The organism is Pseudotabrizicola sp., from assembly GCF_030684215.1.
GTDB lineage: Bacteria > Pseudomonadota > Alphaproteobacteria > Rhodobacterales > Rhodobacteraceae > Pseudotabrizicola.
On the sequence record NZ_JAUXOV010000029.1, the window covers coordinates 41,268 to 61,860 of the forward strand.

23 protein-coding genes are annotated in these 20,593 nt (G+C 61.5%); 8 read left to right on the forward strand and 15 right to left on the reverse strand.

Features of this window, described 5'->3' with window-relative positions:
* Nucleotides 1-31: 31 nt before the first annotated feature.
* The 13 genes from Q8K08_RS04670 to Q8K08_RS04725 form a co-directional block, all read right to left on the reverse strand.
* Nucleotides 32-931 carry an FAD:protein FMN transferase gene (locus Q8K08_RS04670; protein WP_305249340.1) on the reverse strand — a complete coding sequence of 300 codons (900 nt, stop codon included), beginning with the start codon at nt 929-931 and terminating at the stop codon, nt 32-34.
* A 15-nt stretch (nt 932-946) separates the two neighbouring features.
* On the reverse strand, nt 947-1,492 hold the full coding sequence (locus Q8K08_RS04675; protein WP_304796316.1) for a nitrous oxide reductase accessory protein NosL: 546 nt from the start codon (nt 1,490-1,492) through the stop codon (nt 947-949).
* On the reverse strand, nt 1,489-2,310 hold the full coding sequence (locus Q8K08_RS04680) for an ABC transporter permease (RefSeq protein ID WP_304796319.1): 822 nt from the start codon (nt 2,308-2,310) through the stop codon (nt 1,489-1,491). Before Q8K08_RS04680 ends, Q8K08_RS04675 begins: the two co-directional genes overlap by 4 nt.
* Nucleotides 2,307-3,203 carry an ABC transporter ATP-binding protein gene (locus Q8K08_RS04685; protein ID WP_304796321.1) on the reverse strand — a complete coding sequence of 299 codons (897 nt, stop codon included), beginning with the start codon at nt 3,201-3,203 and terminating at the stop codon, nt 2,307-2,309. The genes Q8K08_RS04680 and Q8K08_RS04685 overlap by 4 nt, the downstream gene beginning before the upstream one ends.
* A complete protein-coding gene (locus Q8K08_RS04690; protein WP_304796324.1) occupies nt 3,169-4,497 on the reverse strand; it encodes a nitrous oxide reductase family maturation protein NosD in 1,329 nt (442 codons plus the stop codon). Before Q8K08_RS04690 ends, Q8K08_RS04685 begins: the two co-directional genes overlap by 35 nt.
* Before the next feature lie 5 nt (nt 4,498-4,502).
* Nucleotides 4,503-6,455: a TAT-dependent nitrous-oxide reductase gene (gene nosZ / locus Q8K08_RS04695; protein ID WP_305249341.1), complete on the reverse strand. Its 1,953-nt coding sequence runs from the start codon at nt 6,453-6,455 to the stop codon at nt 4,503-4,505.
* Nucleotides 6,456-6,469: 14 nt separating this feature from the next.
* Complete coding sequence (locus Q8K08_RS04700) at nt 6,470-8,683, reverse strand: 4Fe-4S binding protein (protein ID WP_370870513.1); 2,214 nt, start codon at nt 8,681-8,683, stop codon at nt 6,470-6,472.
* Nucleotides 8,684-9,029: 346 nt separating this feature from the next.
* Complete coding sequence (locus Q8K08_RS04705; RefSeq protein ID WP_304802800.1) at nt 9,030-9,227, reverse strand: hypothetical protein; 198 nt, start codon at nt 9,225-9,227, stop codon at nt 9,030-9,032.
* 16 nt (nt 9,228-9,243) lie between these two features.
* Nucleotides 9,244-10,887 carry a cbb3-type cytochrome c oxidase subunit I gene (locus tag Q8K08_RS04710; RefSeq protein ID WP_305249342.1) on the reverse strand — a complete coding sequence of 548 codons (1,644 nt, stop codon included), beginning with the start codon at nt 10,885-10,887 and terminating at the stop codon, nt 9,244-9,246.
* The gene (locus Q8K08_RS04715) at nt 10,884-11,609 is read right to left on the reverse strand and encodes a hypothetical protein (protein WP_304802805.1); all 726 of its coding nucleotides are present in this window, start codon (nt 11,607-11,609) and stop codon (nt 10,884-10,886) included. Before Q8K08_RS04715 ends, Q8K08_RS04710 begins: the two co-directional genes overlap by 4 nt.
* A gap of 873 nt (nt 11,610-12,482) precedes the next feature.
* Nucleotides 12,483-12,620, reverse strand: coding sequence for a DUF6522 family protein (locus Q8K08_RS21930; protein WP_370654167.1), 138 nt, complete (start codon nt 12,618-12,620; stop codon nt 12,483-12,485).
* A gap of 7 nt (nt 12,621-12,627) precedes the next feature.
* Nucleotides 12,628-12,756, reverse strand: a complete 129-nt coding sequence (locus Q8K08_RS04720; protein WP_304802807.1) for a DUF6522 family protein — start codon at nt 12,754-12,756, stop codon at nt 12,628-12,630.
* Nucleotides 12,757-12,868: 112 nt separating this feature from the next.
* Nucleotides 12,869-13,285, reverse strand: coding sequence for an Rrf2 family transcriptional regulator (locus Q8K08_RS04725; RefSeq protein ID WP_304802809.1), 417 nt, complete (start codon nt 13,283-13,285; stop codon nt 12,869-12,871).
* Between the two features lie 134 nt (nt 13,286-13,419).
* On the opposite strand from Q8K08_RS04725, the gene Q8K08_RS04730 reads away from it, so the two are divergent.
* Genes Q8K08_RS04730 through Q8K08_RS04765 form a run of 8 tightly spaced genes read left to right on the forward strand, consistent with a single transcriptional unit; the run spans nt 13,420 to nt 19,423 of the window.
* Nucleotides 13,420-13,884 (forward strand): group III truncated hemoglobin, encoded by a 465-nt coding sequence (locus Q8K08_RS04730; protein WP_305249343.1) that lies wholly within the window; start codon nt 13,420-13,422, stop codon nt 13,882-13,884.
* The gene (locus Q8K08_RS04735; protein ID WP_304802812.1) at nt 13,845-14,333 is read left to right on the forward strand and encodes a hemerythrin domain-containing protein; all 489 of its coding nucleotides are present in this window, start codon (nt 13,845-13,847) and stop codon (nt 14,331-14,333) included. Before Q8K08_RS04730 ends, Q8K08_RS04735 begins: the two co-directional genes overlap by 40 nt.
* Before the next feature lie 41 nt (nt 14,334-14,374).
* Nucleotides 14,375-15,073 (forward strand): 5-formyltetrahydrofolate cyclo-ligase, encoded by a 699-nt coding sequence (locus Q8K08_RS04740; RefSeq protein ID WP_305249344.1) that lies wholly within the window; start codon nt 14,375-14,377, stop codon nt 15,071-15,073.
* Nucleotides 15,070-15,600, forward strand: a complete 531-nt coding sequence (locus tag Q8K08_RS04745) for an SCP2 domain-containing protein (protein WP_305249345.1) — start codon at nt 15,070-15,072, stop codon at nt 15,598-15,600. The genes Q8K08_RS04740 and Q8K08_RS04745 overlap by 4 nt, the downstream gene beginning before the upstream one ends.
* Nucleotides 15,597-16,595, forward strand: coding sequence for a peptidase U32 family protein (locus Q8K08_RS04750; protein ID WP_304802817.1), 999 nt, complete (start codon nt 15,597-15,599; stop codon nt 16,593-16,595). Before Q8K08_RS04745 ends, Q8K08_RS04750 begins: the two co-directional genes overlap by 4 nt.
* Before the next feature lie 5 nt (nt 16,596-16,600).
* Nucleotides 16,601-17,515 (forward strand): U32 family peptidase, encoded by a 915-nt coding sequence (locus tag Q8K08_RS04755; RefSeq protein WP_304802819.1) that lies wholly within the window; start codon nt 16,601-16,603, stop codon nt 17,513-17,515.
* A 46-nt stretch (nt 17,516-17,561) separates the two neighbouring features.
* Nucleotides 17,562-18,740 carry an NnrS family protein gene (locus Q8K08_RS04760; protein ID WP_305249346.1) on the forward strand — a complete coding sequence of 393 codons (1,179 nt, stop codon included), beginning with the start codon at nt 17,562-17,564 and terminating at the stop codon, nt 18,738-18,740.
* Between the two features lie 17 nt (nt 18,741-18,757).
* Nucleotides 18,758-19,423 carry an NnrU family protein gene (locus Q8K08_RS04765; RefSeq protein ID WP_304802823.1) on the forward strand — a complete coding sequence of 222 codons (666 nt, stop codon included), beginning with the start codon at nt 18,758-18,760 and terminating at the stop codon, nt 19,421-19,423.
* A gap of 3 nt (nt 19,424-19,426) precedes the next feature.
* Here Q8K08_RS04765 and Q8K08_RS04770 read toward each other — a convergent pair whose 3' ends face one another.
* A complete protein-coding gene (locus Q8K08_RS04770) occupies nt 19,427-19,738 on the reverse strand; it encodes a carboxymuconolactone decarboxylase family protein (protein ID WP_304802825.1) in 312 nt (103 codons plus the stop codon).
* An 11-nt stretch (nt 19,739-19,749) separates the two neighbouring features.
* The gene (locus Q8K08_RS04775) at nt 19,750-20,448 is read right to left on the reverse strand and encodes a cyclic nucleotide-binding domain-containing protein (protein WP_305249347.1); all 699 of its coding nucleotides are present in this window, start codon (nt 20,446-20,448) and stop codon (nt 19,750-19,752) included.
* Nucleotides 20,449-20,593 lie beyond the last annotated feature (145 nt).

Genomic DNA, 20,593 nt, shown 5'->3' on the forward strand with positions numbered 1-20,593 from the left:
GGAAAAGGCGCAGGATCGTCGGTCTTCGGCTCTACAGTAAGACCGCAGATTCAAGGACCGCGCCGGGGTATGCCTCGCACAGCGCTACGGCATCTGCCTTGTTGTCGAACAGACAGGCGGCGGTCGAAAGCGCATCGGCCACAGCCGCAGAACTTGCGGATACGGTCATGCTGCGCCAGCGCGACAGGACCGGGCGACCAGTGGCCGGGTCGAAGATATGGCTTGTCACCCCATCGCCACCAAAGGTCATGCCGCGGGGTGCAGACGTTGCAAGGGCGCGGTTCTGTAAGGTCAGCTTGCCGCCCCCAGCCAACTGAACCGGCCAACTGCCGTCCGGCAGCGCAATCATTTCCCCGGTATCGATCAGGGCACGGCTCAGGTCATTGTCTGCCAGCAATGCGGCCACGCGATCGGCGATATAGCCCTGCGCTATGCCATTCAGGGTCAGCGCCATACCGGGGCGAAGGGTGATTGCGTCCGAGGCAAGGGTCACGCCGTCCCAGCCGACATGGGCCATCAGTTCGGTGCGTTGGGCATGGGTGAGGGAACGGCCAATCTCCAGCATCCTGGCCTCGGCATGCCAGAGCGGCTGGATCGTCGGGTCAAAACGCCCCCCGCTGGCGCGGCAAACCGCTCCGGCAAGGGTAAGGCAATCCAGCAGTTCGAACGGCGGCGCAGCAAGGAAGCCGTCGCGGTTGAGACGCGAAAGGGCCGAGTCCGGCAGATAAAAGCTGAAGATGGCTTCCAACCGCCGGATTTCTTCCATCGCCATCGCCGCAATGCGGGGCGCGTCGGAATGGTACAGCCGCAGGGTGACGGTCGCACCCAGAGCAATGCCTGTCTCGACATGCAAGTTGGGCGTCTCTGGCATGGCCATCGAGGGCGCAAAGACGGCGGCAGAAATGGCGATGAAGCGGCGGCGGGTCAACATGGGGTACCCTTCGGGTTATTCGGTGAGTGCTTTCAGGCGATGGACGTAATCATCCTCACCCGTGGCGGCATCGGAAATGGGGGCTGCAACGGCGCGGTCGGGAATCGCGTCCAGCCCCATGACATTGCCGCCGTGTTCTTGCGCAAACGCCTGGGCAGCTGCGAGGGTGGCGAAAGGCACGACTTCGGGCGCCCCCATCCCGCCCTCGACAGCCGCGCCGACGACATACTGCGCCGTGCGGGCGTCGGTCCAGTTTTTCGCGCCTGGAACAGCCCAGGTTGCGCCGGGCGCACCCATGTCGCTGACGTAGATCGCCAGGACCGCGTGGCTTTGTTCCGGCAGGCGCAGGTAGACCACCAGATCGCTGACCTGGCTGAAGAACAAGGGCGCCCCGGGCAAGCCTTCAAGATGCACCTGACCTTTGGGCCCTTCGTGCTCCAGAAGGTTCATCTGGCAGAAATGGCCGACGGTTTCCGGGCTCAGGGGGAGCGGATCCGTGTTCTGCGCCAGATCTTCCTGGCAGGCGGCCAGCAGAAAGACGGAAAGAAGTGCGCGTTTCATGGGGTGACCTTTCGGAATGCGGCAGCGGCAAGGGCAAGCGCTGCGACGGGCCAGACAAGGATCGAGGACAGCGAATGCCAAAGCGGGATGGCGTCGGCCGCCCCGCCCACGCCGGCGGCGGCGGCCGTCGCACCCGAGGCGGTGAGGTTGAAAAGCCGGAACGCGTCGGCAGGGTTCACGATCAGCGCCACGGGAAAGGCTTCGGTCGTGAACCAACCGCCATTGTCGGCAACGATAGCGGCCAGAAGGGCGATGTCGTAAAGGACGACAAGGCCCAGCCAGAGGCCAATAGCGAGCCCGGCAGCACCCGAGGGGCGACGGGAGAGCGAGGACAAGGCATAGCCCGCGCCAAGGAAGGTGGCCCCCAGCAGGATCGACGACCATGACAGCCGCCAGAGCGCAGGGAGCCCTTCCACCGCGCTTTGATCGGACCAGATCGCCACGCCCGCCGCAAGCCCATGCCCCAGAAGGACGGCAAGGGCAAGGATCGCTAGATGGGCCGCCAGTTTGCCGATCAGCACCTCTTCCCGCGCGATGGGATAGGCAAGGAGGAGGGACAGCGTGCCGCGCTCGGCCTCGCCCGCGATGGCGTCGAAGCTGATCAAAAGCGCAAGAAGCGGAATCAGGTAAACCGACAGCGAGGTCAGCGAGGCGACGGTGACAGACAGTCGGTCAACACCAAGGCCCCCGGTGGGCGCCGATCCGGCAAGTGAGAGGACCAGCGAAAAGACCGCCATCAGGACAAGCGCAATGGTGACCCAGCGATTGCGCAGGGCGATGCGAAATTCGGTGGACGCGGTGGAGAGGATACGTTTCATGGCGCGTTCCCCTGGCTGAAATGACTGTAAAGATCCTCAAGACTGGGGGGCAGAACATCCAGGTCTGCCACCTTGTCGCCAAGGTCGGTGATGCGGCCAAGGGTCTGCAGTTTGTCAGCTTGCATGCAGGTAAGGTGTAGCGCGCCATCGACCATGATCGCTCCGGGCAGACTTTGCGCGATGTCGGTTGCATACCCGTTGCGGGCGGTGACATGCAGGGTGACGGGCAGATCTGCACGGCGTCGCAGATCCGCAAGGGAGCCTTCTGCAACAACACGGCCTTTGGATAGGATCACGATCCGGTCTGTCCGTGCCTCGACCTCGGTCAAGGCATGGGATGACAACAGGATCGAAGCGCCCTGTGCAGCAAGGTCGTCGAGCAGCACGTAGAACTCGCGACGCGACACAGGGTCGAGACCAGAGGTGGGCTCGTCCAACACCAGAAGACGCGGATGGCCGATAAGGGCCTGGGCAAGGCCAACGCGCTGACGCATCCCCTTGGAATAGGTCCCGATCCGGCGGCGGGCGGCGTGGGCGAGGCCGACCACTTCCAACAGGCCCATGGCAAGTCGCGGGCGTTCACCGCGCAACGACAGGTAATGGCGGACCTGTTCCTCACCCGTGAGGGCGGGGTGGAAAGCCACATTTTCCGGTAGATAAGCCACCGCCCGGCGGGCAGCAGTCGACCCCGGTGCTGCGTCGCAGATCGTGACCTTGCCGCCCGTCGCCGGAATGAGGCCCAGAATGATCTTCATCAGTGTCGATTTCCCGGCGCCGTTATGGCCCAGCAGCGCCACCCGCTCACCGGGTGCGACAGTGAGGCTGACCCCGGTCAGGGCCGCCACCTCACCAAAGCGCTTAGTGAGATCCGAGATCGTCAAGGTCGATGTCATCGTTTGTGCCTTTGGTCCAACGCCCTGCAACCTCGGCCTCAAAGACCGCAACGGAGTCTGGAACGGGAATGATAATGGGCTGCATCAGGGGGTGGCTGTCGGTTACACCGCCCGGCATGACGGCCGGGAAAGACGACTGTGACCAGCGGATGAGTTGCACGGCAGGAGAGCCGGTCAGAAGAGCGGCGGCGGGTTGCGACCAGAGGATATGGTCCATCAGGTCATTGGGTCGAAAGACGCCATCGGCGATGCCATCACCGTTCAGATCGAAAGCGGGATGGTCGGACCAGAAGTTGCCGCGCCCCTCATGGCTCCACTCCATGTGGCGGGTGCCGACGTATTTGACCTGCTCCTGATTGCCGAGAAAGCTGTTTCCCGTCAGCAGGTTGCGTTCAGACCCGGCGGTAAAGTGGATGCCGATGCCGCAGCCTTCAAAGCGGTTCCGGAAGATCAGGTTCTTGTGGGCATTGTAGATGAAGAGGCATTTCCTGGTGCCACCACGCACCAGATTGCCTGCAACGTCGGCCCCGTTGGCAAAGTTCAGCATGACCCCGTGTTCGCGGTCGCCGAGGCTGAGGTTATCCTTCACCACGACGCGGTCGGAGAACATGATGGCAAAACCCAAATGGTTGCCGATGCTCACGTTGCCTGAAACCTCGCTGTCGTGAGTGTACATGTAGTGGACGGCAAAGCGCAGATCGCGGAACAGATTTCCCCGGTAGGTGCCCTTTTTCGAGGCATTCGAGAATATCCCGTCGCGGCCGTAGCGGACGGTATTGCCTTCGATCACAGTGCCGGGGCTGTTCCAGACATAGAACCCGTTGCCGCGTTCGTTCATCCGGTGGTTTCTGCGGCCTTCGATCACATTGCCACGCACGATGCTGTCAAGCCCGCCATGCACGTCAACGCCGTGCAGATTGTCGGTAAGCCGGTTGCCTTCGATCCGCGAGCGGTCGGCCCCTTTGACGATCTTGATGCCGGAATCGATCTCGGTGTGGTCGGTGCCGGATCCGGTCACGTGAAGACCCGTCAGCACCACGTCATCGCCGGTGATGGTGATAACGGTGCCCTGCCCCGCCCCGTCGACCGTTGCACGGCCGTCGCCTTGCAACGTCAGGGTTCGGTCGATGATGACGGGGCCAAGATAGGCCCCGCCGGAAAGCAGCAACACATCGCCGGGGTCTGCCCCGGCGATGGCTGCAGCCAATGAGCCTGCGCCCGGCTCGACATGCACCTCCGCCGCCCAGAGCGGCGTTGAAAGCATGGCAAACAAGGCAATCAGGCGCGCAAACATCAGTCTCAGGCTCCCGAAGGTTCCACAAACATCCGGCCGCGCATCTCCATGTGAAGGGCGTGGCAGAACCACTGGCAGTAGTACCAGTAGACCCCGGCCTGAGCCGCGGTGAAGGTGATAGATGCCGTTGCCAGCGGCCCGACTTCCATCGCCACACCATGATTGCCAAGCGTGAAGCCGTGGGTCAGGTCGTCAATGTCATCCAGATTGGTGCAGATCACTGTGACTTCGTCGCCTTCCTTCACAGTGAAGGTTTCGAGGGAAAACGCAGGTGCCTGGCTGGTCATGTAGACACGGACCTTCTTCGGATCGTCTTTGTCGCGGATCACCGCATCGGTCCAGTCGTCCAGGTCCACGCCATCGGCCTCAGCCTGGGTACGGGTTTCGGCCCACATCACATCATCACGCTTCCACGCGGAAAGCGGGTTCACCCGGGAAGCAACCACGGCAATCGCATCATGCGGTTCGGCGAAGGCAGGTCCGTCGTGAACGATGACCATCTTGTCGCCTGAAATGTCGATCAGCTGATCGTTTTCGGGCTTCAGCGGGCCGACGTTCAGGAAGCGATCCTTGCTGAACTTGCTCAGGCAGACCAGCCAGTTGTTCTCGGCTTCCAGCGTTTCGCCCATCACCGTCTTCAGGTGGCCGGGCTGGTAGTGCACATCAAGTTTGTCCTTGATCGGGTCGATCGCTTCACCCGCATAGGCCTTGATCGCGTCCTCAATGCTCCACTTGACCACCTGACTGTCGAGGAAGAGCGAGGTATAGGCAAAGCCGCGCCCGTCAAAAGCGGTGTGCAAGGGGCCGAGGCCCAGTTCGGGTTCGGCCACCACGGTGCTGCGCGGATCAATGTCGCTGGTGAACAGCGCATCGAACCGGGTCACATCCAGCACGGTGACGGTGGGCGACAGCTTGCCGGCGATGCAAAGGTGCTTCTTGTCAGGCGCCATATTGCAGCCGTGTGGGTTGTTGGCGATGGGAATATAGCGGGTGAATTGGCTTTTCGCCTCTTTGCGTCCGTCCAGCACGCGGACGCCATTCAGTTCCTGCCCCTCACCTGCGGCGACGGCCCTTTCGATCTCGGCGATGTTGAAGACGACGACATGGTCCATTTCGGCGGCGGTCATGTCGGACAGCGTCATGCCCATTTCGCTGTTGTAAGATGTCGAGAAGGCCCATTTGCCTTCATAGTCGGCATCGCAGTTGTCGAGGTTGCCGCTGACGATCACCTGCCAGGCCGGGGTCCAGCTGGCGCTGTCGACGGCGGTGAAAATGTTCACATAGGTCGAGACATCCTGCATCGTGGAGCCGTCGTTGACCAGCGGGGCCTCATCCTCGCCGTTGCAGAAGACATAGGTGGATTTCGGGAATTTCTGCGGGCGCAGGCCGTGGATGGCCTTTGCGTTCGGGACTTCCAGGATGGCGTCGCATTTCATCACGTCGGTGCGAACGCGGGCGACGCGGGTGTTGGCTTTGTCGTTCATGAACAGATACTGGCCGTCATACTTGCCGTCTGCGAACGACATGTGGACGTGGTGAAGATCGCCCTGATCGTGGATCTTCTTGCCGTTGGCTTCGAGGTATTTCTTCGTCTTGTCGGTCATCGTCCGTTGGTGGATGCGGATCGATTCATTGGTAGACCCCCAGCCGGTGGCCGAGCAGCGGTTGAAAACCGGCACGCGCATCAGTTCACGCATGGACGGGATGCCAAGGATACGCATCTCGCCCGACTGACCCGAGGACCAGAAGCCGTAATGCGTGTCCAACTGGCCGGGGGCCACGCTGTATCCTTCGCCAGCCGCCAGCGCGGCACCGGATGAGGCAAGCGTCGCCCCGCCGAAAAGCCCGCCAGTCAGGGCAAGGCGACCTCCGCCCAGGGTGCCAGCAATTGCGGCCCCTCCGGCGGTGGCACCCAGCATTGCGCGGCGGGAAAGACCAGTCTTGTGTTCCTGTGTCATTCTCGGAACTCCTTTTATTCAGCAGGTTGCGTGTTGGGGTGGTTCGGGTGCCCGGAAACGTCGCGGGAAGCGGCGACCGTTTCTCTCCGCTTCATCTTCTTGATCACGACCGGGCAGATGGTTTTCGACTGATACAGGACCTGGCAATGCAGGCAGTTCACACACTCGTTCGGGTTGATCTCACCAGTGGGGTGAATCGCCTGTACGGGGCACTGGTTGGCGCAGCTCTGGCATGGGTTGCCGCATTCCTTGTAACGCTTCAGCCAGTCGAACATCCGCATCCGCGCCGGGATCGCCAATGCAGCCCCGAGCGGGCAAAGGTAGCGGCAATAGAACCGCTCGACGAACAGACCAGCGGCAAGCAGCGCCAGCGCATAGGCCACGAACGGCCAAGTGCGGACAAATTTCAGGACAATCGCGGTCTTGAACGGTTCGACCTCGGCGAAGCGTTCGGCCTGTTCGATGCTCATCAGACTGACGCCGAAGAGGCCGAGGAAGATCATGTATTTGATCGGCCAAAGGCGCTCATGAAGGCCCCAGGGAAGCGTCCATTGCGGCACGCGCAGCCCCCGGGCGATGCGGTTGGTGATTTCCTGCAGCGCGCCAAACGGGCAGAGCCAACCGCAATAGGCCCCACGCCCCCAGAAAAGGAGTGCGACGGCAATCGAGAACCAAAGGATGAAGGTCAGCGGGTCCAGAAGGAAAGCCTGCCAACTGAAGCCGCTGACCAGCGCGCCGAACAAGGCCATCAGGTTGACGACCGAAAGCTGCGCATTGGCATACCAACCAAGGAAAAACAGAGTGAAGGTCAGGAACCCCATGCGGAACCAGAAGAAGGCGCGGGCGTTCCGGGTGGCGATGCTTTGGAAAAAGAAAACCAGCGTCAGGACCGCAAGCATCGCCACCGTGATCGCGATTTCAACCTGCTTGTCTGCCCAGATGCGCTTCCAAAGGGCCTGATGGGCAGCGGATTCAGCTTGATCGGTGACGTCGGCCACAGCTCCGGCGGCCTCCGACACCGGGGGCGCGGCGACAGCGCGAAGGTATCCCTGCGGCAGTTGGTAGCCCAGATCGAAGGTGGTGAAGACTTTTTCGATGGGTCCGACTTCGCGGTGTACCAAAAGCTGCAGGCGGAAGGGTTTCGTCGGGTCAAAGCCGACATCGGCCGGGATCTTGAACAGATCTGTCTCGGTGAATTCGGGCGTGCCGTCGGCAACAACCGAGCCCAGCCGCTTGTGCATCTTGTCGCGAAAGCGAACCGAGACATCGTCCTGGATCAGGACAATGCGGTCGAAAATGCCGCCACGGACATAGCCCGAGCCTTTGTAGCTGTAGATCCCCCTGCCAACGACGACGAGAGCGTGCTCTCCCGGTTGCAGCCAGGTGGTCAGGTTCGCTGCCTCGCCGTCGCCCAGTATCGCCCTGCCAATGGAGGCATGTGACACAAGAGCGGTCTGCATCTCGATGAAAGTGGTCCCAGGCGGCTCGGTCAGAGCGCGGGCGATGGCACGTTCATCACCCAGCGCCGCAAAAGCGGCATTGACCTGCCCCACATCCAGCGAAAGGCGACGCAGCGTGCCGTCGCCCTCCAGCGTCGTCCAGTCGGCTGCCGCGTTTGCATCGGGGTTCAACTCGAACGTGGGGCCGACGGGCGCGGCATTGGGGGTCAACCCGCCAAGCCCAAGCGCCCGCGCCACTTTCAGTCCGGCTCTTACGATGGAGTCGTCTATGACCATCACCGTGACAGTCGCGCCCGAGATGATGTCCAACTCATGCGCCGTGCCGCCGGATTTCGCTTCCGCCACAAGATCAAGGCCGACATAACCGGCAACCACGGCCGCCATCTTCGCTTCGGGAATCCCGATCAGCACGATAGGTTCTGAATGCTTGACGAGCTTCAATCCCGCCACACGCGCATCCTTGTCAACAGCAACCAGCGTATGGATCGGTTTGCCAGAATAGCCGGTTGTGGAAACGAAGTCCGATGTGACAAATGCCCAAGCGATGGTTTCACCGGCCTTGGTCACAGGGGCGACGGGCGCATCCGGCAGCACCGCACCATATGCATCGGCTCCGGGCACAAGATCACCCGCGGGCACTTCGGAAAGAAAGTGTGGCAGGATGGTCTCGGCCGCTGCCGAAGATGTCGAAAGCAGGACACCAAGTAAAACAACCCGAGCGAGCGCCAGCATCGGGTGCGCTGTGTCGCCGTCGCTATGGCGCAGCATCGAGGGGTAGCGGAAGCATCGACTCAAGCTAATCATGTTCAGGCGTATCCATTTGAACGACCGGACTGCCCGCTGTGCTGTTTCGTCCTGTGGCTGGGTACAGGACGAGCCAAAACCGGGAGAAGCACGCTCAACACCGTCAGTGGATACGCTGTTTCTCCACGCGCAACGTTGTTGTGGAACAAACTTCGGCGCGATCAAATGCGCGCGCTGGCTGCGGCATATGATTGATTAAAAACGAAAAGGCCGACAGCGGTGGCGACACGTTCTAACAGTGACGACCAAAACGATTGCGCACGGCAAGGCTATGCCCCATGGCGCATTGGGGGGCTTGTACCCTATTGGCTCATGACGGGCCCTCCTTGTCGTGGTAAGGTCTGGTAGCCCTGCGCAGGGCTAGGCCGAGGGCGAGAAACAGCGCCGCGCCAAAGCCCCAGACCCAGGCATAGCCGATCATGCCGCTCCAGGGCGCAAGCGCGTATGCCAGCGCCAGCACCGCCCAAACAGTGGCCACGGTGAAGATGAGGGTGATGTCGAATTTCATATCAGTCTCCTTTTGTTTAGTGGCCATGCCCGGCGCCCACCGCCTCGACCGGCAGCGCGCGCATCGTCTCGAATCCAAGCGTTGTGGCCCCATACATTCCGATCACGATGATCAGAACGCCGAGAGGGCCGACCAAAGCGGCCGCGCCCGGACGTGGCGGGGTCGTTCCATCCCATCGCGACGAACAGGTTGGTGCCGCCCTGCTGCCGATCAACGATCCAGCGACCGAAAGGGCAAAGACCGTCAAGGCCAGCGCCATGACCAGCCCACCCGCCGCAACCCACCCCATCAGCGATGACCAGAGCGGGGGTGCCTCGCCGCCGTAGCCCGCGTCGATCACCCGGCGCGGCACACCCAGATAACCCGCCGCGACACCGGCGCCACCAAAGGCCAGCAACCCCAGCGTCGTCAGATGCGGCGTGAACCGCGCCAACCCCGGCATTGCCAGGCCGCGCCCGGTCAGCGCGGGCAGGATCAGGGCAAGTGCCGCGAGGAAGCTCAACGAGACCGTGCCAACGGTGAAAAAGTGGAAATACCCCGGCACGAAGAAGGTGTCCGACAGAAGCGGTGCGAGGTCTGCCTGGATCAGCGCGAAGGCGAGCACGATGCCGAAACCCATGTTGAGCACCGCGAAGCCCGCCGCCGCCATCGCTGGCTCACGCCAGGGCAGCATCCGGATCCAGCCGAACAGCCCCCGCCCGCCACGGGCGCGTGCATGCACCTCAAGCGAGGCGATGATGATCAGGAAGGCGGTGAGGGTCGGAACGCTGACAAAAAGCGACAGCAGCGATCCCGCGATCCGCACTGCGCCCGGCAGATCCGGCTCCAGAAACATGTGATAAAGCGAGGTCGGCGGTACGAAGACGAGATAGGCGGCGAAGACGAGCTTCGAGAAGCGCGCCCCAAAGATCGACTTCACGCCGACCACCTCCTGCATCAGCACATACCAGACGATGACCGTAGCCATCAGCGGCAGATAATGCATGTTGTGAAAAACGATGTGCCAATTGGTGCCGTGATTTGCGGGGATCTCACCCAGACCCAGTGCCCACAAGACGCCCGGCGCGAAAACGTAGATCATGGCGAATCCGCTGACCATCAGGAACCCCGCCCAAGTGAAGAGCGCAAAGCCCACCGCCGAGAATTCGCCCACGCGCCGGACGGCCGCGAGGAGCGTGGCCACCCCCGCCGCGGGAATCGCGATCAGCCCGAGGCCCAGAAGGATGTAGCCCGCGTTGAAAGCCGCCAGCCGACCGGGTTCATGTGCGGCCAGCTGGGGATTACCGTCATAAAGCAGCGGCGTGCCGCCGGTGGCCGCGCCAAGCGAGAGCGCCATGCCGGCAAGGATCAGCCCGAATCCGGCCCAGCCGAGCGCGCGCCCTGCCAGTCCGCGCCCGCCTTCGCCTGCGGCCAGTGCCAGCAGGATCGCGCCCTGCACCAGAAAGAGCCAATAGAAGAAGATGCCGACACCGTGCAGGGTCAGAAGTCGGTAGCCCGCTTCCGGCAGCAGGTCGATCCAGCCCGCCCGCGCCAGCGCCACGCCGACGCCCCCGGAGATGCCGCCCAGGAACACCAGCAGTGCCACGCCAGACATCGCCTGCAACAGCCAGCGGTCAACGGGTGAAAGGGTGGCCAGTCGGTCACGAAGAGGCCCGCTCATGTCGCACCGCCTTCCGTCACGCTGAGGCGCGCCTGCATGGCGTCATGCGCCGCGCCGCAATAGACGGTACAATAAATCAGGTAGTCACCCGCCCGCCTGAAACGCATTTCGGTTTCCACCAGTAGGCCCGGCCGCAGGCGGATCATCCGCCCGCCACGCCCGAACTGGATTGAGGCCCCGTGCGCCACATCAGTCGCCATCATCCGAAAGCGGTAGGGTTGGTTCACTTCCAAACGCAGATGCCAGGGCTCGAAGTTGAACTGCGCCGCCTGGAGCCAGATGTCGATCGGTGCGGCATTGTCATTGGCATGCGGGTCGAGGCCGGATTGGGTACCATGATCCGCTGGCCCATGGTCGCCGTGATCGACCTGCGCCACTGGCGCATGCCTGGCATGCGGATCATGTTGCGCCTGATCGGCCATGGCGTCATGCCCAGCTTCCTCAGCAAGGGGACGCACGCTGCCGTCGGCCTCGCCGAAGCGCTGAATGAACGCCTGTAGCCGTGCCTCGAAAGCTTCGGGCGTCAGCGCATCAGGTCCCTGATCCGCATGGGTGCCTTGACCGGCGGCGCCGACTGCATCCTCAGTATGCGTGACACCGAAGAGCGCCAGCGGGCCAGGGGCCGCGCCGTAACCGACCCATAAGCCGTAAAGTGCGGTACCGCCGAACCCCGCTGCGGCCAGAAAGCCTCGGCGGGTCGTGAAGTGATGTTGATTGGACATAGGTGGATACCTTCAAATCTGAAGGTTCCGGGTCATTGGGGCAGTGCGTGTACTGGATCTTTGGACGTTCTGCCTGTGGCACCGGAACGGGTCTGTCGGACCACGCCGAAGACTCACCTCAGAACGGTGAACCAAGGCGTGATTGCCAATGATCACGGAAGACATCTGCCAACCCCAAGGTCAGCCGGACGCCCGTGTGACAAGTGCGCAGTGCAACCCGACCGCGCCAGCCTGTCAGACCGTTCAAGTGAATTTGGGAGGTCGTCCGGCAGGGCCAGATCTGAGACCTGCAGGAAGGGGTGTCAGTCGCAGACCGGGACGCGCTGCGCCTGACAGCGGCGGGGCGGAAATGTCTGAGTTTCCGACCGCACACACGACGCAGTGCCCGTGAACCGAACAGGTGTCGGCGCTATGTTCTGTCCCATTGCCGCAATTTCCGGCGCGCTCCGCGATATTGTGCAACTCGCTCATGGCACCGTGGACATACTGATGCTGAACTGGACGGGCCTCTGCGTTTGAGGTTCCCGCAAACCCGATGGCGGCTATGACCAGTGCAGCAGTTAGCCAAGACAGAACGCGCCAGCGCCTGCTCTCCGTTACCGCTCTACCGTCGTCTCGATTCGCGTCCATGACTTGCTCCCAGCACGTGTCAAGATAAGTACCCTTTAGGCTGCGGGCATTGATGCAGATCAAACGTTAATCTCCGCGACAGGCGCCGAAACGGATGCGGCTGCATTGGCAACCTTCCAGACTCTTCGACTCCCTGCATAATCGGGCAGCGTTCCACTTCCTGACTGAAATTGCTGATCCGGAAGACTTACTGCGTGTGTGCATCAGGCTGTGCGATCAGGTGGCGGCGAATGACAGATCGGGTCAGACAACTGTTTGCTCCCGCGTCTTGACAGGGAATCTCACCGATTTCAGCACGGTTCCTTCCGCATCGACGATAAACCGGCACGCGCGATTCAAGTGATAGAAGGTCAGACGCCAGCACCCGGCGTCTTCGTCCACGCCCAGTTCACAACGCGACGTGATAAAAGCCGTCGTGCATGTGCACCCTGATTTCTTCTTCAGACAGCTTGAAGGCTTGGGCCACCAATCGTGCGTCGATGACAATATCCCCGGTGACGCGCTCGACAGATGTCATTGCGTTTCCTTCCAATGTGTATCCGCCGACGAAAAGTTACCCCTCTCAGGCGTCTTGGTCTTGAGCGTTTGGGGTGATGTGGTCAACGGGCACTCCCTTGTCTGGTCCTTTGTCACCGCAATAGGATCGGATCGAGTGCAATGTCTGCGAGCGTTGAGCGGTCGAGTTCGGCGAGAAACACTGCTTCTGCGGAACGCAGGCGGCCCTTGAGCCGACATCTGCCGTCGAGGGTGCAGGAGTTTTTACCCGCGCCGAGGCACTCGACCAGCGGCTGACCCTCTTCAAGCAAGCGAACGACGCTACCAAGCCGGATATCGGCGGCTGGTCGGGCCAGCGTTGCGCCGCCGCCGCCGCCGCGCCGGGTTTCGATCAAGCCGGCGCGCGCGAGGTGCTGCATGATCTTGGCCAGATGGTTGCGCGACAAGCCGAATTCTTCAGAAAACTCCGCAGTCGAGAATCCTCGGTCGGGCGCGCTCGCCATGCGCATCAGCATGCGCAATCCGTAGTCAGTGAAGGTGGTGAGGCGCATTGTCGCCGACCTCGCTCTCGAATTGGTATTTACAGTGCGTATTAACAGACATACCCTCGATCACAAGTAAAAACGTTGGAAGGCTCATGAACACGCCAGCCCTGTCTCCGGAGATGTCTTCTGCCCGGCCCGACATGACCATTGTCATTCGCGCTGTGACGGGCCTTGACGATGCCACGTTGGGCGCGCTTGTTCATGGCTTTTACACTAAAGTTCGCGCAGACCCAGTGCTCGGCCCGATCTTCGCCGCGCGCATAACCGACTGGGGGTCACACGTCGAACGTATGTTGTCCTTCTGGTCTTCGGTGGCTCTGATGACGGGTCGCTATCATGGCCGCCCGGTTCCCGCCCACACATCACTTCCGATCAACGCCGCACATTTTGACCGCTGGCTCCAGCGTTTTCGGCAGGCGGCGCAAGAGGTTTGCACCCCCGAAGGAGTGGCCCATGCCATCCTTCGCGCCGAACGCATTGCGCGTTCGCTTCAAATCGCCGTAGCCGAGGCGCAAGCCGCCCCCGATGCAGTGCCCTCACTTCTTTTTGATGAAAGGATACCCAGATGGCCGACGCGCCTCCCGTCCATGATGCAGCAGAACTGACCTATTACATAGAAACGCGCTACCACGCGCGGCATCGCGTGCAGCTAGCGTCGCTCGTTGAGATGGCCGAGAAAGTGGAGATGGTCCATTTTGGCGACGAGGACGTGCCAGACGGTCTGTCCGAGCTTTTGCGCCGGATGACCGGCGAGATGGAAGTGCATATGAAAAAGGAAGAACTCATCCTCTTCCCCGCCATCCGCAACGGCGGTGCCTCTGGTATCGAAAATCCTATTGCTGTGATGCGTGCCGATCATGACGACCACGTCCGGGCTGTCGCACAAATCAACCACCTTACCGGTAACCTGACCTTGCCAACGGGCGCATGTGGCACGTGGACCCGACTGTATGATGGGCTCATCGAATTTGTGGCAGACCTAACCGAGCACATGCGACTCGAGAATGATGTCCTCTTTCCGCAGTTCGAAACACGCAATCATGCAAATGCCTGAAACGGCTTCTTCCCGGAGCAGGCCCTTGGCCGAGGCGTGCAATGATCGGGGACAGTGACGGGCTGAGCCGCTTCGCCTCGTCGCCATGCTTGGCAGGCGAGGTAGCACCTGACCATTTTGGCGCGTCAGGCATCGATCCGGAGCAAGCGCGCGATGTTGCGCGTTGGCGCCGCGCTGAGCGGACAAGGCTGATTGGACGGAGGGAGGGACTGGGCCAGACCGGGCGGGCGCAGTTGTCGGTTCAGATCGGCCTGCAATTGCGTAAGGCGCTCACAGCGCGCGGCGTGGCGCCGGGGACTGTGTTGTCTGGATATTGGCCAATCAAAGGCGAACCTGATCTGCGCGTTTTGATGTCTGACCTGCATCGGATCGGTGTCATCATCGCCTTGCCGGTGGTGGAAACCCGCGCTGCGCCCCTGATCTTTCGCCGTTGGACGCCCGAGACCCGCATGGTGCGTGGCGATTGGAACATTCCCGTCCCACCGCCAAACGCCGCAGCCCTCACGCCTGATGTGACACTCGCGCCCTGTCTGGGATGGGATGAAAGGTGTTACCGTCTGGGCTGGGGCGGAGGATATTTTGACCGCACGCTTGCGACAGTGACACCGCGACCCTTTGCCTTTGGAATCGCGCTTGCCGGCGCTCGCCTTGCCACGATTTTCCCGCAACCCCACGATATCCCGCTTGATTTGATTGTCACTGAGGACGGGATTTCCGCCTCAAGGAGACCAGCGTCATGAACACCGACATCCGCGACGCGCCGCAACCCCCGTTGCTGGGCACCGGCATGTTCGCGCGCCTCGCCTGCGTCCTGATCCAGCCGATGCTGTCGCGCGTCGTGCGGCGCGTCGCATTGCGGCATCCATCCCTTTTTGCGCGTCTTGGCTCACATCAGAGCACTGATTTCCTCATCGACCCGGTGGATCTGCCGTTTGCGCTTCATCTTCGGCCAGATCCTCAGGCGCTGGTGTTCCGCGCGGTCCCGCGGGATGCGGCCCTGCCAGCCGGCGCATCGATCCGGGGTCGTTTCATGCTTCTGCTTGAACTGGTCGATTCCGAAGAGGACGGTGACGCCGCTTTTTTCTCGCGCGACCTTGAGATCACCGGTGACACCGAGGCGGTTGTACGATTGCGCAACGCGCTTGACGATATCGACGGTTCAATCGCCACGGAAACAGCCGAGATGTTCGGTGCGCCCGGTCGGGCGATACTGACACGGTTGCGTCGCAGCTATTCAATGAAGAACAGACAACAGGACACCAGATGAGCCTCGCTGAACTGATCTGCCCTGCCGGCACACCTGCTGCACTGCGCACTGCCGTAGATGCGGGTGCTGACGCGGTCTATTGTGGTTTTCAGGATGCCACCAACGCCCGCAATTTTCCCGGCTTGAACTTCACACCTGACGAGTTAGCGGCGGCTGTGGCGTATGCCCATCACGCGGGCACCAAGGTGCTTTTGGCGCTCAACACCTATCCGCCCGCAGGCAAGGTGGACCTTTGGCGCCATGCCGCCTATCTTGGCGTGAGGTATGGCGTGGACGCCTTCATTGTCGCCGACATGGGCGTCGCCGATTACATCAGACACACCCATCCGCTGGCGCGGCTGCACCTCTCGGTTCAGGCGGCCGCCTCGTCGCCCGAAGCGATCCGCTATTACTGCGAGAACTTCGGGGTCAAGCGCGTGGTCCTGCCTCGCATCCTGACAATCCCAGAGATCCGCCAGATCCGCACGGAAATCCCCTGTGAGATCGAGACCTTCATCTTTGGCAACCACGGGCTCATGGTCGAAGGGCGATGCAGTCTGACCAACTACCTGACCGGGCAATCGACCAATATGGACGGCGTCTGTTCGCCCGCATCCGACGTGCAATATGTCCGGGACACAGACGGGTCCATGTCATCACGCCTCGCCGGGTTCACGATTGACCGCTTCGGACCCGAGGAAATGGCGGGCTATCCCACGATCTGCAAAGGGCGCTACGCCGCCCCGAACCGGCCCGAGGGGTATTACGCATTCGAAGAACCGATCAGTCTGAACTTGTCTCGGTTGCTCCCCGAGCTGATCGACGCAGGCGTGCACGCCTTCAAAATCGAGGGGCGCCAGCGGTCGAAAAGTTATGTCCGCAACGTCGTTACGGCGTTTCGACACGCGGTAGATGACATCCGCGCCGGGCGCGCGACGAATATGTCCGATCTGGTCGCCTTGACCGAGGGACAGAAACAGACTCAAGGCGCGTTCGAGACGAAGAAATGGCGGTGAAAGCAATGAAACCGAAACTTACGCTGGGGCCCATCGCCTATCACTGGTCCGCACATAAGAACCGGGATTTCTATGCCCGCATTGCCGATGAAGCGCCTCTCGATGAGGTCTATCTGGGCGAAGTGATCTGTTCCAAGCGCGCGCCATTTCATGAGGCCGACCTACCCGCCACTATCGAGCGGCTTGAACGCGCGGGCAAGACCGTCGTGCTTTCAACGCTGGCCGAAGTGATGCTGAAACGCGAGCGCAAGGCGACGGATGATATCGCCGGGTTGGACGCCCCCGAAATCGAAGTGAACAATGCCGCAGGACTTTATGCCCGCGGGATGCGTCCACATCGTGTGGGTCCTTTCATGAATGCCTATAACGAAGCAACGATTGACTGGATGGCCCGGCAGGGCGCGACCCATGTCTGCCTGCCCACCGAATTGCCAGCCGAGGCGATTGCCATCGCCGCGCGAAGCGCCCGCAATCTGGGTTTGGGCGTCGAGGTCCAGGTTTTCGGTCGGGCATCGCTTGCCGTCTCGGCGCGCTGCTACCACGCCCGCGCCCACGGACGCACCAAGGATAACTGTCTGTTCGTCTGCGAGGATGATCCTGACGGCATGCCGCTGAAAACACGCGATGACTCCCCGATCCTGCGGGTGAATGGCATTCAGACCCTGTCTGAAAGCTACATTGATCTGCTTCCCGAACTGGGGCGTCTTGCTGCAGACGGCATCACCCATCTGCGGCTGATGCCGCAGGATGTTGATATGGTTGGTGTGACAACAGTGTTCCGGTCGGTGCTCGACGGCAAGGTGGCGACAACCGAGGCCGATATGCGCCTGCGTGACCTGTGTGATGGCACGACATTCAGCAACGGGTTCTATCACGGCATCGCCGGATATCGGCGGATCGCCGCGGCTGCATCGACCTGATACAGATTTAGGGGCCTTTGAAATGACTGCAACCACAGCTCAACAGATGCGCGCCTGGACAGGGCCAGCGATCTTGACCTTCGGGTTCCGCCCGTTCTTTTTCGGAGCGGCGGTCTGGGCGGCACTTGCGATGGCGCTTTGGGTGCCGATGCTGTCCGGGCATCTGACACTTCCCACCGCCTTCGATCCGGTCAGCTGGCATGCGCACGAGTTCCTCTTTGGCTATCTGGGTGCTGTGGTTGCCGGATTTCTGCTGACTGCGGTGCCGAACTGGACGGGGCGCTTGCCCATCGTCGGATGGTGGCTGGGGATGCTGGCCGGCCTCTGGCTGGCGGGCCGTGTGGCGGTTGCCTTCTCGGGCAGCTTGCCGCCTTTGCTGGTCGCGATGATCGATCTGGCCTTTCCGGTCGTCTTTGCGCTGGCCATCGGGCGCGAGATTGTGGCCGGCAAAAACTGGCGCAACCTGATTGTGGTGGGGTTGCTGGGTGCTTTCATCGTCGGCAACACATTGTTCCACTGGGAGGCCGCGCGGGGCAATTATGCGGCGCAAGGCTATGGTCTGCGGCTGGGCCTCGGCGCAGGCGTCATGATGATTGCCGTGATCGGGGGGCGCGTCGTGCCGTCCTTCACCCGCAACTGGCTGGTGAAGCAGCGAAGTGCCGCTTTGCCCGTGTCGCCCATGCAGACATTCGACAAGGCAGCGCTTGTCGCCTTGCTGGTGGCAGTTGTCCTGTGGGTCGCGTTGCCGATTGCGGCCGCGACCGGTTTTGCGCTTTTACTGGCAGGGGTGCTGCACGTGATCCGGCTGAGCCGCTGGGCGGGCCACAAAACGCATGCAGAACCGCTGGTGGCGGTGCTGCATGCGGGCTATGCTTTTGTGCCGCTGGGGGCGCTCGCGCTGGCGGCAGAGATCCTGTGGCCCGGGACCTTCGGAATGGCAGGCGCCCAGCACCTCTGGATGGCCGGGGCGACCGGGTTGATGACGCTGGCCGTGATGACGCGTGCCACATTGGGCCATACCGGGCGGGCGCTGACGGCGGGCGCGGGGACGGTTATGATCTATGTCACCCTGACAATGTCGGTGCTGGCACGGGTGGTTGCAGGAATGTGGCCCGAGATCTCTGGCTCGATGCATCTGATGGCGGGGCTTTTCTGGATCACGGCCTTTGGTGGCTTTGCCGTGATCTATGGGGCCCTTCTGTTGCGCCTCCCCACCGCGAAGTAAATTTAAGGGATTGGCAAATGGGGTGGCTTGAGTTCGTCACTGCTTATGCAGTGTTCTTCCTGTCGCACTCCATTCCGGTGCGCCCTCCGGTGCGGCCATGGCTGCAGACGCGACTGGGCCAACGCGGCTTCACACTGGCCTATTCAGCGCTGTCACTTGCGGTGTTGGCATGGCTGGTCGGGGCGGCAGGGCGTGCGCCTCATGTGCCCCTGTGGGTGTGGGCACCGTGGCAGGCCCATGTGCCGCTCGTTGTCATGGGGCCAGTCTGCCTGATCCTTGCGTTCACCATTGCGCGGCCAAATCCGTTTTCATTTGGTGGCGCGTGGAATGACCGGTTCGACCCGATTCGGCCCGGCATCGTACGCTGGTCGCGCCATCCTCTGCTTTTGGCGCTGGCCCTCTGGGCCGCCGCCCATGTCGTGCCGAACGGGGATCTGGCACATGTGATCCTATTTGGCACCTTTGCGGTGTTCGCGATGGTGGGCGGTCGCCTGATCGACCGTCGAAAGCGCCGCGAGATGGGGACGGAGTGGTTGCGGCTGGGGGTTGCAGTTGCAAACGTGCCGCTTCTGTCTTGGTTCGCAACAGGCGGCACCTTGGTCCGGCTTTTGGCAAGCATTTTCCTTTATGCCACGCTCGTCTGGCTGCATCCCATTCTTTTCGGCGTCAGCCCACTTCCGTGACTGTCACTCCTTGATGTCTTCGATCCAAGTCTTGGCTGCAACGGCACGCGGAAGACCTAGCGGGCCGATGGCCAGCATTGCGACCTGCGTTATCGCGGCAGGCTCGATCCCCTCGGATCTCGCACGTCGGGTGTGGGAATGCACTGCGCCTTCCGAGCCTGCCCCAATCGACAGCGCCAATTTTACGAGCCGCTTCTCACGCGCAGTCAGGGGTCCACTGTCAGCAGTTGCCCTGCCCAGGGCCGCATAGGCCTTCCAAACATCAGGATACTCCTCGGCGAGGTCTCCGGCGGCGCCGGGCATGGATTTCGTCATTTATCTGTCCTTCAACTTGAGAAGTCATCAATCAGCGGATTTGGCTTGGCGAAATGCTCCAAATCTATCTGATCGGTGACGATAATGTTGGTGCCGTTCACCGTCACACCGTAAGGCTGCAGGCCCTTGAATGCGCGGCTAAGGTTTTCGGGGGTCATGCCAAGCACCGAGGCGAGGCGACGCTTTTCGAAATCAAGCTCGAACGACGCCCCACCGCCGCTACGCTTTTGTTGCCTGAGCAAGTAATTTGCAAGCCGCTCGAGCGAGGTTCTAAGCTTGAGGTCCTTCTGCGTCTTGATGACAGAGCGATAGCATTGTGCCAGCTCCGTGACGATTGCGCGGGCAAAGTTGCTGTCGGCGTCAAAGATCGCGCGCACATCCTGGCTGGGGATCAGCGCGATCCTGCTTTTCTCCAGCGTGCGGGCCGACATGAGGTAAGGCGCATCCTTGACAGTCGCGGCAAGGATAAAAGTCGAGATCGGACGAACCGTCGCCAGGCTGGTATCCCGCCCATTCCAAGCTGAAAACAGATCGACCGAGCCCGAAATAAGAATGTGAAGAAAATCGCTCGGCTCTCCTTCAGAGATCAGTTCAATCTGCGCAGGAAAATTCTGCACATAGGCGCCCCGCATCAAGGATATGAAGTTCTCATCCGCCATCTGCGCGAATAGATTCAGCATTCTAATATCCCGGTATTCGGAATCGGGCATGTTGTCCCCCCGGCCTTTGCGTACCTACCGATTATCACCAAATCGATTGATAAAAGTCAATCCATCAGTTGAGCTTCGCCGCAGCAGCCTTGATTTAACACCCAACATCGCATGACAAATTTCCATAAGTCATTTATTTCGTTAT

Excerpts from the sequence above, each read along its gene's own strand:
- Q8K08_RS04670 (WP_305249340.1), bottom strand. The coding sequence starts at position 931 with ATGTTGACCCGCCGCCGCTTCATCGCCATTTCTGCCGCCGTCTTTGCG.
- Q8K08_RS04675 (WP_304796316.1), bottom strand. The coding sequence starts at position 1,492 with ATGAAACGCGCACTTCTTTCCGTCTTTCTGCTGGCCGCCTGCCAGGAA.
- Q8K08_RS04680 (WP_304796319.1), bottom strand. The coding sequence starts at position 2,310 with ATGAAACGTATCCTCTCCACCGCGTCCACCGAATTTCGCATCGCCCTG.
- Q8K08_RS04685 (WP_304796321.1), bottom strand. The coding sequence starts at position 3,203 with ATGACATCGACCTTGACGATCTCGGATCTCACTAAGCGCTTTGGTGAG.
- Q8K08_RS04690 (WP_304796324.1), bottom strand. The coding sequence starts at position 4,497 with ATGTTTGCGCGCCTGATTGCCTTGTTTGCCATGCTTTCAACGCCGCTC.
- nosZ (WP_305249341.1), bottom strand. The coding sequence starts at position 6,455 with ATGACACAGGAACACAAGACTGGTCTTTCCCGCCGCGCAATGCTGGGT.
- Q8K08_RS04700 (WP_370870513.1), bottom strand. The coding sequence starts at position 8,683 with ATGCTGCGCCATAGCGACGGCGACACAGCGCACCCGATGCTGGCGCTC.
- Q8K08_RS04705 (WP_304802800.1), bottom strand. The coding sequence starts at position 9,227 with ATGAAATTCGACATCACCCTCATCTTCACCGTGGCCACTGTTTGGGCG.
- Q8K08_RS04710 (WP_305249342.1), bottom strand. The coding sequence starts at position 10,887 with ATGAGCGGGCCTCTTCGTGACCGACTGGCCACCCTTTCACCCGTTGAC.
- Q8K08_RS04715 (WP_304802805.1), bottom strand. The coding sequence starts at position 11,609 with ATGTCCAATCAACATCACTTCACGACCCGCCGAGGCTTTCTGGCCGCA.
- Q8K08_RS04720 (WP_304802807.1), bottom strand. The coding sequence starts at position 12,756 with ATGACATCTGTCGAGCGCGTCACCGGGGATATTGTCATCGACGCACGA.
- Q8K08_RS04725 (WP_304802809.1), bottom strand. The coding sequence starts at position 13,285 with ATGCGCCTCACCACCTTCACTGACTACGGATTGCGCATGCTGATGCGC.
- Q8K08_RS04730 (WP_305249343.1), top strand. The coding sequence starts at position 13,420 with ATGACCATTGTCATTCGCGCTGTGACGGGCCTTGACGATGCCACGTTG.
- Q8K08_RS04735 (WP_304802812.1), top strand. The coding sequence starts at position 13,845 with ATGGCCGACGCGCCTCCCGTCCATGATGCAGCAGAACTGACCTATTAC.
- Q8K08_RS04740 (WP_305249344.1), top strand. The coding sequence starts at position 14,375 with ATGATCGGGGACAGTGACGGGCTGAGCCGCTTCGCCTCGTCGCCATGC.
- Q8K08_RS04745 (WP_305249345.1), top strand. The coding sequence starts at position 15,070 with ATGAACACCGACATCCGCGACGCGCCGCAACCCCCGTTGCTGGGCACC.
- Q8K08_RS04750 (WP_304802817.1), top strand. The coding sequence starts at position 15,597 with ATGAGCCTCGCTGAACTGATCTGCCCTGCCGGCACACCTGCTGCACTG.
- Q8K08_RS04755 (WP_304802819.1), top strand. The coding sequence starts at position 16,601 with ATGAAACCGAAACTTACGCTGGGGCCCATCGCCTATCACTGGTCCGCA.
- Q8K08_RS04760 (WP_305249346.1), top strand. The coding sequence starts at position 17,562 with ATGCGCGCCTGGACAGGGCCAGCGATCTTGACCTTCGGGTTCCGCCCG.
- Q8K08_RS04765 (WP_304802823.1), top strand. The coding sequence starts at position 18,758 with ATGGGGTGGCTTGAGTTCGTCACTGCTTATGCAGTGTTCTTCCTGTCG.
- Q8K08_RS04770 (WP_304802825.1), bottom strand. The coding sequence starts at position 19,738 with ATGACGAAATCCATGCCCGGCGCCGCCGGAGACCTCGCCGAGGAGTAT.
- Q8K08_RS04775 (WP_305249347.1), bottom strand. The coding sequence starts at position 20,448 with ATGCCCGATTCCGAATACCGGGATATTAGAATGCTGAATCTATTCGCG.